Origin of the sequence: Amycolatopsis acidiphila (assembly GCF_021391495.1) — a bacterium.
Taxonomy (GTDB): Bacteria; Actinomycetota; Actinomycetes; order Mycobacteriales; family Pseudonocardiaceae; genus Amycolatopsis_E; species Amycolatopsis_E acidiphila.
Window position 1 is genome coordinate 4750352 of sequence record NZ_CP090063.1, and the last position, 13258, is coordinate 4763609.

8 protein-coding genes are annotated in these 13258 nt (G+C 72.1%); 1 reads left to right on the forward strand and 7 read right to left on the reverse strand.

The features are described from left to right. Together LWP59_RS23225 and LWP59_RS23230 are read right to left on the reverse strand one after the other, a co-directional pair. On the reverse strand, nt 1-1998 hold the full coding sequence (locus LWP59_RS23225; RefSeq protein WP_144644203.1) for an acetyl/propionyl/methylcrotonyl-CoA carboxylase subunit alpha: 1998 nt from the start codon (nt 1996-1998) through the stop codon (nt 1-3). A 7-nt stretch (nt 1999-2005) separates the two neighbouring features. Next, nucleotides 2006-3604: an acyl-CoA carboxylase subunit beta gene (locus LWP59_RS23230; protein ID WP_144644205.1), complete on the reverse strand. Its 1599-nt coding sequence runs from the start codon at nt 3602-3604 to the stop codon at nt 2006-2008. A 212-nt stretch (nt 3605-3816) separates the two neighbouring features. Here LWP59_RS23230 and LWP59_RS23235 point away from each other — a divergent pair, with 212 nt between their 5' ends. Further along, nucleotides 3817-5481, forward strand: coding sequence for an AMP-binding protein (locus tag LWP59_RS23235; RefSeq protein ID WP_144644207.1), 1665 nt, complete (start codon nt 3817-3819; stop codon nt 5479-5481). A gap of 4 nt (nt 5482-5485) precedes the next feature. On the opposite strand, the gene LWP59_RS23240 is transcribed toward LWP59_RS23235, so the two are convergent. The 5 genes from LWP59_RS23240 to LWP59_RS23260 form a co-directional block, all read right to left on the reverse strand. After that, complete coding sequence (locus LWP59_RS23240; RefSeq protein ID WP_229857189.1) at nt 5486-8608, reverse strand: glycosyl hydrolase 2 galactose-binding domain-containing protein; 3123 nt, start codon at nt 8606-8608, stop codon at nt 5486-5488. A gap of 51 nt (nt 8609-8659) precedes the next feature. Beyond that, on the reverse strand, nt 8660-9091 hold the full coding sequence (locus LWP59_RS23245; protein WP_233921923.1) for a discoidin domain-containing protein: 432 nt from the start codon (nt 9089-9091) through the stop codon (nt 8660-8662). A 233-nt stretch (nt 9092-9324) separates the two neighbouring features. Continuing rightward, a complete protein-coding gene (locus tag LWP59_RS23250) occupies nt 9325-10839 on the reverse strand; it encodes a CehA/McbA family metallohydrolase (RefSeq protein WP_144644209.1) in 1515 nt (504 codons plus the stop codon). Between the two features lie 115 nt (nt 10840-10954). Continuing rightward, the gene (locus LWP59_RS23255) at nt 10955-11887 is read right to left on the reverse strand and encodes a D-alanyl-D-alanine carboxypeptidase family protein (RefSeq protein ID WP_191334768.1); all 933 of its coding nucleotides are present in this window, start codon (nt 11885-11887) and stop codon (nt 10955-10957) included. Nucleotides 11888-12006: 119 nt separating this feature from the next. Then, nucleotides 12007-13257 (reverse strand): sensor histidine kinase, encoded by a 1251-nt coding sequence (locus LWP59_RS23260; RefSeq protein WP_229857187.1) that lies wholly within the window; start codon nt 13255-13257, stop codon nt 12007-12009. Between the last annotated feature and the right edge of the window lies 1 nt (nt 13258).

Below are 13258 nucleotides of genomic sequence, written 5' to 3' on the forward strand. Positions count from 1 at the left end.
TCAGGCCTCCTGTTCCTCGACGACGGCGAGCACGGTGCCGACGTCCACCGCCTGTCCGACGGAGACCCCGAGGTCGCCGACGATCCCGTCGTGCGGGGCGAGCACGCTGTGCTCCATCTTCATCGCCTCCAGCACCACCACCGGCGTGCCGGCGGACACCTTCGCCCCGGCCTCGACCGTGATCCGCACGACGGTTCCCGGCATCGGCGCGAGCAGCGACCCCGGCGCGGAACGGGCGCCGGGATCGGGGAACCGGGGCAGCTCGGTCAGCTCGGTCGAGCCGAGCGCACTATCCACATAGGACGTGCTGCCGACCGGGTGCACGCGGACCTGCCGCCGGATGCCGTCGACGTCGAGCTCGACGAGGTCCGCCGATGCGTGGTGCACCAGGACCTCCGGTAACGCCACGCCGCCCACGGTGGCATCGACAGCGCTTTCCCGCACCCGGTAGGTCACCGGGACCTCCGCACCGTCGACGGCGAACACCACCTGCTGCGGCCCGTTGGCCACGTTGCGCCAGCCCGAAGGCAGTGTCCTCAGCACCGGCGCTTCCGCCCGCCGGGTGGCCTGCCCCGCCAGTGCGGCGGCGAGGGCATGGACCGGCACGGCCCGCGGATCGCGCGAGCCCGTCGCGAGCTCCACCGGATCGTGTCGGCTCAGGTAGCCGGTGTCGATCAACCCGGCCCGGAACTCCGGCTCCCGCAGGATGCCGGCGAGCAGCTCCCGGTTGGTCGCCAGGCCGTGCACGCGGGTTCCGGCGAGCGCCTTCGCCAGCAGGCGGCAGGCCTCGTCGCGGTTCGGCCCGTACGCGATCACCTTCGCCAGCATCGGGTCGTAGTGCACGCCGACCACCGAACCGTCGGCCACCCCGGCGTCCACCCGCACGCCGTCGAGCGGCGGCACGGCGAACCGGTGCACCGTCCCGCTCGCCGGCAGGAACCCGGCGGCGGTGTCCTCGGCGTAGAGCCGGACCTCCACCGCGTGCCCGTGGACGGCGGCGGCGAGCACCTCGTCCGGCAGCGGGTTCCCCTCCGCGACCAGGAGCTGCAGGCGCACCAGGTCCAGGCCGGTGATCAGCTCGGTGACCGGGTGCTCGACCTGCAACCGGGTGTTGACCTCCAGGAAGTGGAAGCGGCCGTCGGCGCCGAGGACGAACTCCACGGTGCCCGCGCCGACGTAGCCGATCGCCTTGCCCGCCGCGACGGCGGCGTCGCCCAGCTCGCGGCGCAGCGCCTCGTCGACGACCGGCGACGGCGCCTCCTCGATGATCTTCTGGTAGCGCCGCTGGATCGAGCACTCCCGCTCGAACAGGTGCACGACGGTGCCGTGTGTGTCGCCGAAGATCTGCACCTCGACGTGCCGCGGTGAGTCGACGAAGCGCTCCAGGAACACCGTGCCGTCGCCGAACGCCGACGCGGCCTCGCGGCGCGCGCCCTCGACCGCGTCCAGCAGCTCGTCCGGCCCACGCACCACGCGCATCCCCCGGCCACCGCCACCGAAGGCCGCCTTGACCAGCACCGGGTACCCGATCTCCTCGGCCGTCCTGGCGCCCAGTGCGGCCGGGTCGAACTCCGCGTCCGCATCGATCGTGATCCCGGGAAGGACCGGGACACCGGCCGCGGCCATCAGCTCCTTCGCCGCGATCTTCGAGCCCATCGCTTCGATCGCCTCGGGCGGCGGGCCGACGAAAATCAGCCCGGCTGCCGCGCAGGCCCGGGCGAAACCCCCGTTCTCAGAGAGGAAACCGTAACCGGGATGCACGGCGTCGGCGCCCGTGCGGCGGGCCGCGTCGATGATCAGGTCGGCGCGCAGGTAGGTGTCCGCGGGCGAGCTCCCGGGCAGGCGCACGGCTTCGTCGGCGTCGGCCACGAACGGTGCGCCGGTGTCCGCGTCGGAGTACACCGCGACCGTGGCGATGTCCAGCGCCCGGGCGGACCGCATCACGCGCGCGGCGATCTCGCCGCGGTTGGCGACGAGCAGCTTGCGGATCTCGGTCATCGGTCCCTCACATCCGGAAGACGCCGAAGCCGCGACGGCCTTCGACCAGCTGGGAATGGGCCGCGGACAACGAGATCCCGAGCACGGCGCGGGTGTCGCGCGGGTCGATCACGCCGTCGTCGTAGAGCCGCGCGCTGACGAAGAAGGCATGTGACTCGCGTTCGATCTGCGCCTCGATCTGCGCGCGGCGCCGCTCGTCGGCCTCGGTGTCGAACTCACGCCCGGCGGACTCGGCCGACTGCCTGCCCACGATGGACAGCACCCCGGCGAGCTGCTGGGCGCCCATCACGGCGAGCTTCGCGTTGGCCCAGGCGAACATGAACCGCGGGTCGTAGGCGCGGCCCGACATCCCGTAGTTGCCGGCACCGAACGACGCACCGATGTTCAGCGTGACGTGCGGGACCTTGCTGTTGGTCACCGCGTTGATCATCTTCGCGCCGTCCTTGATGATCCCGCCCTGTTCGTAGGCCTTGCCGACCATGTAGCCGGTGGTGTTCTGCAGGAAGACCAGCGGGGTGCCGGTCTGGTTGGCCAGCAGGATGAACTCGCTGGCCTTCTTGGCCTCCTCGCTGAACAGCACACCGCGCGCGTTCGCCAGCACGCCGACCGGGAACCCGTGGATCGACGCCCAGCCGGTGACCAGGCTCGTGCCGTAGCGCGGCTTGTACTCCCCGAAGCGCGAGCCGTCGACGACACGGGCGAGCACCTCGTGCGGGTCGACCGGCACCCGGAAGTCCGCCGAGGCGATGCCGAGCAGCTCGTCCGGGTCGTACAGCGGCGGGTCGGCGGGCAGGCTCGGCCCGGGGCCGAGCTTGCGCCAGTCGAGCTCGGCGACGATCTGGCGGCCGATCCGCAGGCAGTCCAGCTCGTCGGTGGCGAAGTGGTCCGAGAGCCCGGACACCCGCGAGTGCATGTCGGCGCCGCCCAGCTCCTCGTCGTCGGACTCCTCGCCGGTGGCCATCTTCACCAGCGGCGGCCCGCCGAGGAACACCTTCGCCTGGCCGTCCACCAGCACCGCGTAGTCGCACATGCCGGGCACGTAGGCGCCGCCCGCGGTGGAGTTGCCGAACACCAGCGCGATCGTCGGAACGCCCGCCGCGGACAGCTCGGTGAGGTCGTGGAAGATCTTGCCGGCGTGCACGAACAGTTCCGACTGGGTCGGCAGGTCCGCTCCGCCGGACTCGACCATGTTGATCACAGGCAGCCGGTTCGCGCGGGCGATCTCCAGCGCCCGCAACGTCTTCTTGAGCGTGTACGGGTTCATCGCGCCGCCGCGGACGGTGGGGTCGTGGGCGATGATCACGCACTCCACCCCGGACACGACGCCGACCCCGGTGAGGATGCTGGCGCCGACGGTGAACTCGGTGCCCCAGGCGGCGAGCGCGGACAGCTCGAGGAACGGGCTGTCCCGGTCGAGCAGCAGCTCCAGGCGCTCGCGCACCAGCAGCCGGCCCCGCTTGTGGTGTCGCTCGGCGTACCTCGCGCCGCCCCCTGCGCGCGCGAGGTCGAGCTGCTCCTCGAGCGCGGCGACGGCGGCCAGCTGCGCCTCGCGGTTGCGCCGGTAGGTCTCCGCCGTGACGTCCACAGTGGATCTCAAGGTGGGCAAGGCGATGCCCCTTCCGTTCGAAGCCTGCGCGACCCGACGTTACTCGCCATTCACTAACTTGAGAAGTACCTCCCCCGGCTTCGGAGCGTCGACGCAGCTCACCGGGCATTAACGGCGACTTTCTGTGACCCCCTTCACAATCCGTCCGGGCAAGGCTACGATCCCGAGTGAATCGTGGTTCACATGCGTCTCGGATCGGAGCGAGGTCGGCCATGAGCTTTGACGTCACCAGCCTGGACCATCGGCGGGCGGCGAACCGCTGGGAGCGGGTGAGCGTCGGCGACATCCTGGAGCGGCTCACCTGGAGCTACCCGGACAAGGAGGCCATCGTCGGCTGGCGCGGCGCGTTCGCCCATCCCGAGCACGAGCGGCTGACCTACCGCCAGGCCGACGAGCTGACCGCGAGGTTCGCCAACGGACTGCTCGCGCGTGGCCTCCGGCGCGGCGACCGGGTGCTGCTGTTCTGCGAGAACTCCGTGGAGGCCTACCTGGCCAAGCTGGGCATCGCGAAGGCGGGCCTGGTCTGCGTGCCGGTCAACCCGACCCTCGCCCCGGACGTCGTCGCCCACCTCATCGAGACCACCGAGCCCGCCTTCGCCGTGGTCGACGCCGAGCTGTGGGCCCGCGCGAAGGAGCCGTTCGGGCAGACCGGGCTGGCACCGGGGGTCACCATCCCGATCGGCGGCGGCGCGGTCGAGGACAGCGTGACCTTCGCCGGGTTCGTCCACGAGCAGCCCACGACCGAGCCGGCGACCGAGATCTCCGGCGACGACATCTGGCAGATCCTGTTCACCTCGGGCACGACCGCGCTGCCCAAGGGCGCGATGATCTCCCACCATTCGAGTCACTACGCCGCGTACAGCTTCGCGCTCACGCTCACCCGCGGCGTGCGGCTGGAGTGCGACCTCAAGCTGGCCACCTTCCTGCCGATCATCTACCACGTCGCCGACCAGATCTTCACGTTCCCGGCGTTCCTGGCCGGGGGCACGCTGCTGATCGGGCGCCGCCCGGACCCGGCCGCGGTCGCCGAGGCGATCAGCCGCGAGGCCATCACCGCACTGTGGGCAGGCTCCCCCGCGATGGCCGGCGCGCTCGCCGGGATCCTGCGCGAGGACCGGCTCTCCTACGACCCGCGCAGCCTCAAGGTGCTCGTCTACGGCTGGGCGGCGCTCGCGCCCGGCACACTGGCCACGTTCAAACGGCTCTGCGGCGAGGAGCTCGTCGCGACGGAGATCTTCGGGCAGACGGAATCCATTTCGTGCCACCGGTTCTGGCCCGACAAGTGGCCGGAGGTGTACCGGCGGACGGCGCCGGAGCAGAACTACGTCGGCGTCCCCAACCCGCTGCTGGCCTCGACGGTGATGGACGAGACCGGCGCGATGCTCACCGGCAGGCCCGGTGTGCCCGGCGAGGCGGTCTACCGCTCCCCGGCCGTCACCGCCGGCTACTACCGCGACCTCCCGGCGACGGAAGAAGCCTTCCGCGACGGCTGGTTCCACTCCGGCGACAGCTGTGTGTACGACGAGCACGGCCTGCGGGTCATGGTGGACCGGTACAAGGACATCGTGAAGTCCGGCGGGGAGAACGTGTCCAGCATCCGGGTGGAGTCGGTGCTGCACCAGCATCCGGGCGTGGCTGAGGCGGCGGTCGTGGGGCTGCCGCACGACCGCTGGGGTGAGGCGGTCACCGCGGTCGTGGTGCCGGGCGCCACCGGCACCACGACGCGCGAAGACCTGCTCGCCTTCTGCCGCGAGCGTCTCGCGGGCTTCGAGACCCCGAAGGACGTCGTGTTCGTGACCGCACTGCCGGAAACCGTCGGCGGGAAGGTGCTGAAGTACAAGCTGCGCCAGCAGTACCGGACGTTCTACTCGGGTTAGCGCGTCACGTCAGCTGGGCCGGCACGTTGTAGGCCTCCACCAGCAGGCGCGGGTGAGCGACGTCGCGGCGCGGGGAGACGGTGACCGTCCGGCTCTCCCCCGGCAGCAGCCAGAGGTAGTTGTCGCCGTAGAGGGTGGGCAGCACGCGGTCGGTGCCGTTGCTCTCCCGAAGCGACAGCCGGGTCATCGCGGCCACCGCTTGGCCGGTGTTTTCGATCGTCGCCGTGTAACCGTTCTTGCCCGTGCCACGCAGGCCGACCCGCAGCCGCGTGCGGGGCAACTGGTTGAGGCCCTGCATCACCGCGTCCGCGCGGTAGCGCCAGTAGGTGTTCTCCGACAGGACCGCCCCGCTCGCGTCGGTCATCGTCAGGCGCAGCAGGTGCAACGCCGGCAGCGCGTCGTCGAAGGGCACGGTGAACGCGTTCGCCGTCGACACGGCGGCGATGCCGAGCTGCCGGCGCACCGGGCCGCCGACCGGCTTCCCGTCGAGGCCGTGCAGCTGCGCGGTGACCGTCACCGCCGAGAGCGGCGCCGGCGTGTGGTTGACCGCCGTGACCTGCCAGGTCGACAGGTCCGCCTGGACGTGGCGCGCCTCGCAGCCCTTGCGCGCGCCGTAGTAGCTGCCGTTGACGTCGAGGTCGTAGTCGTAGGTCTGCCACACCGTGCTGTGCCAGGCCGGATGCGACATCCACAGCAGTACGCCGGTGGCGTCGTTCCACAGCTTCGCGTTCCACGCCTCGAAGATCGCGCGCATGTTCTCGTAGTTGACGAACTGCGCCTTGCGGCAGAACTCGGCCAGGCTGGTGGACGGCGCGAGCCGCGCGTCGATCGCCGCCAGGTAGGTCTGCGGGGACTGGTTGCCGTTGGCGGACCAGTCGTGCAGGTACCACGGGCCGTCGATCGGCCAGCCCGGGTCGCCCTCGCCCACGAGGTTGCGCATGCTCTCCACGACCGACACCGTCGGCAGCCCGATCTCGCTCCAGAACCCGGCCTTGCCGGTGAAGTACTGGCGCGGGTCGAGCCAGCGGTACGGCCCGTCGCCGGTGATCACGCCGCCCGCGGAGTTGCTCTGGTACAACAGGTCCGTGTTCGCGGTGACGATCTCGCGCAGGGCGTTGTCGACGACCGACGGCGGGCTGCCCTCGTTGCAGCCGAACCAGATCGTCGCGCACGGGTGGTGGCGGTAGCGCAGCACGGTGTCCTTCGCCTGGGCCAGGAACACGTCATGGTTCGCCGGGTCGGTCGAGAAGCCGTCCCAGAACTCGTTCCACAGCAGGATCCCGTACTTGTCGCACGCCGTGAACAGCTCTTCCCGGTAGGAGGAGCCGATCCAGTTGCGGAGCAGCGTGAAGTTCATGTCCCGGTGCATCGCGACCACCGCGTCCATCCGGTCGGCCGGCATCCGGCGCAGCAGCTCGTCCCACCCCCAGCTGCCGCCGCGGCAGAACACCTTGACCCCGTTGACGAGAATCGTCAGCGGTTGCGGCGTGTTGTCCACCGAGGCCGCGTCGGTCCAGGTCTGCCCGTCCTGGGAGACCTGGATCCGGAACGTCTGCGCGTAGGCGGTCTCCCAGGTCAGCACCACCCGGTCGAAGGCGGCCGCCGTGCCGAGGTCGACCTGGAGCCATTGGTCGTCCGCGTACTCCGACGTCCAGCGCGTGCCCGGGTCGCCGTCGACCGCGTTGCCCGGCGGGTTCCCGTCCGCCACCGAGGACGAGGTCGCCGTCGTGTCCAGCGCGAGGTCCGTGCCGGGGGCCGAACTGTCCACAACGGACATTGTCCACAGGGAGAAACCCCAGCCGATGGCCCGTTTGTCGCCCTGCCTCCGGACGAACCGAGCCTGCTGCGGGGCGAGGTCGACCGTTTGCACCGCCTTGCCGTCCTGCACCACGACCGGCAGGTCGTAGCGGTAACCGATCTGCCGGAAGCCCACCCGCACCGTCCGGCGGTCGGCGACCACCTGCCCGACCGACGCGGTCAGCACGAGGTCGTGCAGGTTCGCGTCGCCGTACCCGTTGGGCCACCACAGCTTCGGGTTCGCCAGCCGCAGCCGCGGGAAGTCCTTCGGGGCGAACACGACCGCGGACTCCTGGCCGGGCTGGACGGTGACCGTGCTGGACACGCTCACCCGGTCGAAGGTGGCGGACACCTTCACCCGCTGCGCGGTCGTGCCGGTGCCCCGCACCGGCACCGTGATCGTGACCTCCGCGCTGCTGGTGTCGGGCAGGTTCGGCAGCACCGTGTCCACGCGGGCGTCCCCGAGCACGGCGGCGCCCGTGGCGCGCAGGCGCACGTGGTTCCAGATCCCGGCGGCCCGGTCGCGCACCGCGGGCATCCAGTCCCAGCCGGACACCGCGAGGTAGGTCGGCGAGTCGCGGAACATGGTGGTGCCGGCGTCGACGAACGAGTTTCCGGCCGGCCCCTTGTCGCCGGGACTGCCCGGGTACGGCATCGGCGAGATCTTCACCGCGAGCACCTGGTCGCCAGAGCGCCGCAGCGCTGCGGTGACGTCGAAGGCGGCGCGGCCGAACGGGTGCGCGAGGCTGCCCACGTTCGCGCCGTTGAGCCAGATCTCGGCCTCGTGGTTGACCGCGTCGAACTCCAGCCACACGTGCCGTCCCGCGCCGGTGTCCAGGCCGCGCGGCAGCGCGAACGTGCGCCGGTACCACCAGGTGTGCCGGGAAAGCGCTTCCGGGACCTGCAGGTTGTTCATCCCGTACACCGGGTCGGGCAGCTGCCCCTGCTCGACCAGCGAGGCCAGCACGGTGCCGGGCACCGTCGCGGGCAGCCAGTCGCGGGTGTCGACCGGCGTGCCCGAGAGCACGGCACCGTCGCCGCTCGGCGCCCAGTCCTGCATGGTGAGCACCCAGCCGGACTCCAGCGGCACCGTGCCCTGGTCGTCGACCGTCAGCGCCGGCGGGTCGTCCCGCTCCCGCACGGGGAAGCTGGTCCAGCCGCGCACGGTGGGACGGGCGCCGTGGCTGCTGCCGTAGACCTGGAACCCGTTGAGCCCCAGCGGGTTCGTGGTCGACCGGGCGGTGGCGCTCAGCCGCACCCAGCGTGCGCTGACCGCCGGTGCCAGCGGGATCTCCAGCACGCCGCCGGTGCCCGAGCCGGTGTGGTACACGGTCCGCCAGGACTTGCCGTCGGCCGAGACGTCGAGGTCGAAGACGACGGCCTAGCTGGACTGGACCTCGGTGCCGCTCGTGGTGCTGCGGGAACCGCCCGCGTCGAACGCCGGGTCGCCGGGGCGGGCCTCGAAGGTCAGCACCACCGACTCGACCTGGCAGCTGCCCTGCAGGTCCACGACGATCCACTGCGGGTCGCCGCCTTCAGCGGCGCGCCATCCCGAGCCCGCGGTCCCGACCTGGGCGAGGCCGTCCACCGCGAACTCCGCAGGGGTGGCGGCGTAGTCGGTGGACGACACCCGCACCGGCCGGAACAACGCGAGGTCCTGCCGCCGGTCGGCGCCGGCGGGAGCGGGCGTCGCCGCGGCGACGCCCGCTCCCGCCGGCGCCAGGCCGAACCCGGCCAGCAGCCCGGTGCCGGCGGACAGCAGCCGTCGGCGCGATAACGGCGGCACGGCCAGGGCGTCGTGGTCCAGCGACATCGGCGGCTCCGATCTTCCGGGAACGGCCGCCGGGGGACGGCGCCCTTGTCCCGGGCAGCCCTCCGCGCCGACGGCTGACAACGTTGCCATGAAGCTTCGTTCGGACCTGTCCCCGAAATCAAGGAGAGGAAGAGAGAGGATTGCGGACAAGAATGACAGCGTTGTCAGCGAAATCGCCGGACACCGCTCGAGGCCCGGCGCGGACACCGCCGCCGGGCCTCGGAAAACGCCGCTCAGCTCTCGCCGAGGAAGATCGGGTTCGTCATCGCGACCATGGCGTTCTGCACCGTCGTGCCGGGCCCGCCCGCAGGCCGGCGCACCTCCACCCGCACCCAGCGGCTGTAGCGGGGGTAGGTCGTCCAGCGCACCGTCGCGGTGCCCGACGCGCCAACGGTTTCCGTGTGCTCGACGCCCAGCTGGTCCAGGATCGAGACCGTGCTGCCCGGTACGCCACCGACCGTTGCCTCGACGGTCACCGGGGTTCCGGTGTCCGCGTGCAGCCGGTCGCCGATCCCCGCGGAACGCCCGCCGCCGCTCGCGGTGCACGACAGCGAGACCTGCGCGGACTCGGCCAGCCACGACCGGCCCGCCTTCAGCCCGGCGAGCAGGTCCTGCCTGCGCAGGCTGTCGGCGAGCACGACGGTATGCGGCAGCGCGACGACCTGGTCGGGGTTGTGCGCGTCGGAGTCGCCGATCGCGGGGATCCACTGACCCGAGCGCAGCAGCCCGTCCCAGTGGTTGACGGTCTGCTGGTCGTCGTCGGTCCACGGGCCGTTCCACACCTCGACGAGGTCGGCGATCTCGTAGCCGAACTCGTACGTGCAGCCGAAGCAGTTCGCGAACGGGTGCGCCGCCGTGACCAGCCCGCCCGCCTTGTGCACCTGGTCGACGAACCGGCGGAAGTCCTTGGGGTCGCCCGCGCGGTAGCGCCAGTCGATCCAGGTGCCGGCGGGCAGCCCGATCGCGGGCCAGTGCCCGGAGCGGGTGGTGACCTCTTCGCCGTTGAGGATCAGCAGGTCGCTCGTCGCGTGGTCGCCCCACTGCAGCTGGGCGCTGGAGGTGTTGTGGTCGGTGGAGACGATGAAGTCCAGCCCGGCCGCCCGCGAGTCGGCGACGAGCTGCTCCGGGGTGCGCCTGCCGTCGGAGTGCACGGTGTGCAGGTGGCAGTCGCCGCGGTACCAGGCCCGGCCGCGTTGCCTGGCGGGCGCGGTGAGCGGCGCCGGGTTCGGCCTGAACGGCTTGCCCTGCGGCCCGAACGTCAGCGTGATGTCGACCCGGTAGGCCAGGCCCTGCGGCGCGACGGTGTACGGGCCGAGGATGACGTGCCAGGTGCCCGGCGTGACGGGCCCGGCGAGGTAGCCCGGCGTGGCCTGCGATGCGCTGATGGAGAACCGGTCGCGGAACCCGCCCGACCAGCCGCGGAAGCCGCGCTCGTTGCCCAGCTGGATGCCCTCGGGGCCGAACATGCCGATGTCACAGGCGTTTCCGCGGATGCCGGCGGGAACGGCGGGCTTGTCGTAGGAGTACACGACGTCGATCTGGCTGACGCCCCTGGGCACCTCGACCGGCAGGTAGTACCAGTCCGGGATGTCCGGCGCGAACGTTCCCGTCACCGTCTTCGTCTGCTGTGACGTCCCCGGCCCGGGGTCGGCGAACGCGACCCCGGGCAGCAGGTTGACCGCCGCCCCCGCCGCAAGGACACCGCCGGCCCGCAGCAGGTTGCGCCGGGTCAGATCAGGTGAGGACATCGCTACCTCCGCATCGGTCGAGAGCCCGGCCGACACTAGTGACGGGGAGGGACCTGACGCGGGCCCGCCGGTGAACAGTGGCGGGCGAACCGGTGACCGGTTCGCGGTCCCCGCTTCAGCTGTCGCGCACGGCGTATCCGGCCAGTGTGCGCTGCGCCCCGGCGATCAGCGTCCGACTGGTCGCGAGCACCGCGGCAAGGCCGGCGTTCGGTTCGCCGCCGGTGGCCTGCCCGAGCACCACGCCGAGGATCAGCCCGGGCACCCTCGGGTTCACCGCGCGGGCGGCCCACATGAGCGCGCCACCCGCGGCGGTGCTGGAGCCGGTCTTGACCCCGACCACGCCGTCGGTGCCCAGCAGCGTGTTGGTGTTGGCGAAGCGTCCCGGCACACCGCGCACAACGATGCTGGGCTCGGCGACGATCGCGCAGAACACGCTGTCCTGCATGGCTTTCTCGAGCAGCAGCAACTGGTCACCGGCCGTGCTGGTGGTCGAGTCCTCGACCCCGCTCGCCCCGGTGTAGGTCGTGCGGTGCATACCCAGGCCGGCAGCGGCTCTGTTCATCTTCCCGGTGAAGGCCGCTTCGCTGCCCGCGTCCCAGCGCGCGAGCAGGCGTGCGACGTTGTTCCCCGAGGGCACCAGCATCAGCTCGAGGAGCTGGCGTTCGCCCAGTTCCTTCCCGGCGAGGAGCGGGACGGTGGACTCGCCGACGGCGTTCGCCTCGTCCTCGGCCTCCTGGTCCACAAGGATGCCGGGACCGCTGTCCTGGGCGCGCAGCGGGTGGTCGTGCAGCACCACGTAGGCGGTCATGACCTTGGTGACGCTGGCGATCGGCACGGGCTCCTGCACCCCGGAAACCCCCAGCCCGCCCACGCCCGCGACGGCGACCGCGGCCTGGCCCTCGCCGGGCCAGGGCAGGCCACCCGCCCAGACCGGGCCGGGTCGCTTGTGGACACGCACGGCGACGATCGTCGCGGTGAGCACCACCAGGAGCACGGCGAGCACGATGCCGATGCTGCGCACCGGCCGGGAAACAGCAGACAGGCCCACGGAAAACCCCTCCCAGTGACGAGGGCGGAGGCGCCCTCGTCACCCACCGTGGACCGCGAGGATGTCGATCCCGCCGGTGCCGCCCATCCGCCGTGGCTCGGCCTTGTATCGACGGCGTATCAGCGGTTTTCGGCCGGGGGAAAGCGAACCGTGGCGAGCGCGCCGCCGCCGGCCGCGTGGCCGAGGAACAGCTGGGCGCCGATCACCTGCGCCTGCCCGAGTGCGATGGTGAGCCCGAGCCCGTGCCCCCGGCCCCGCTCGGCAGTGCCGGTGCGGAACCGTTGCGGGCCTTCGGCCAGCAGCGCCGGCGGGAAGCCGGGGCCGTGGTCGCGGACGTGCACGAGCGGTCCGGACACGGTCACCTCGACGGGGGGACCGCCGTGCCGGAACGCGTTCTGCACGAGGTTCGTCACGATGCGCTCGGCCCGGCGCGGATCGGTCCGGACCACCGCGGCGCCGGTGGTCTCGACCACCGCGTCCAGTCCGGTCCGGGACACCGCCTGCGTCACCAGCTCCCCCAGCGGGACTCCGGTGAGCTCGGCCCGCTCGCCCCCGGCGTCGAGCCGGGAGATCTCCAGCAGGTCCTCGACCAGCAGCCGCAGCACCCGCACCCGGTCGCGGACCAGGTCGGTCGCCTCGCTCTCCGGCAGCAGCTCGGCAGCGGTGACCAGGCCCGCCAGCGGGGTCCGCAGCTCGTGCGCGACGTCCGCGGTGAACCGCTGCTCGCCGAGCAACCTGTGCTGCAGGGAGGCCGCCATCGAGTCCACGGCCGTGCCGATGTCGGCGATCTCGTCCCCGCCGCGCGCCCTGATCCGCGCGTCGAGGTCCCCGCCCGCGATCCGCAGCGCGGTGCCCGCGACGCGGCGCAACCGGCGGTTGATCAGCTCGGTGAGCAGCGCGACCACCACGATCACCAGCACGAGCGTGCCCAGGGTGGCCTTCACCACGAACCGGTCCTCGGTCTGCAGGCTCCGCAGGTCCGTGCCCATGTCGACGCGGACGGCGAGCACGACGCCGTCGACCTCCTCCGCCGCCCACATCCACGGGGCGCCCGGCTTGGTGGTGTCGTACCAGGTCGCGGAGGTACCGGGGCCGCCGCTCAGCGCCTGGCGCAGCGGGTCCGGCACGCTGTTCGCCACCCCCGCGCCGGGGCTGCCGGTCCGGAGGTAGGTCTCGGCGACGGTGTCGAGCGCCTCCAGCGCGCGGGCCCGGCCGACCTCGTCCGCCCTCGCGGCCGCGCTCTGGTGCACGAGCACGCCGATGACCAGCGCGACGACGCTCGCGGCGGCCGCGGCGAGCCCGGCGATCTGCCACCGCAGCGACCGCCAGGTGAGCAGGGCGCGCAGCACGGCGGCGAGTCGGCGGCGCACG

Excerpts from the sequence above, each read along its gene's own strand:
- LWP59_RS23225 (WP_144644203.1), bottom strand. The coding sequence starts at position 1,998 with ATGACCGAGATCCGCAAGCTGCTCGTCGCCAACCGCGGCGAGATCGCC.
- LWP59_RS23235 (WP_144644207.1), top strand. The coding sequence starts at position 3,817 with ATGAGCTTTGACGTCACCAGCCTGGACCATCGGCGGGCGGCGAACCGC.
- LWP59_RS23245 (WP_233921923.1), bottom strand. The coding sequence starts at position 9,091 with ATGTCGCTGGACCACGACGCCCTGGCCGTGCCGCCGTTATCGCGCCGA.
- LWP59_RS23250 (WP_144644209.1), bottom strand. The coding sequence starts at position 10,839 with ATGTCCTCACCTGATCTGACCCGGCGCAACCTGCTGCGGGCCGGCGGT.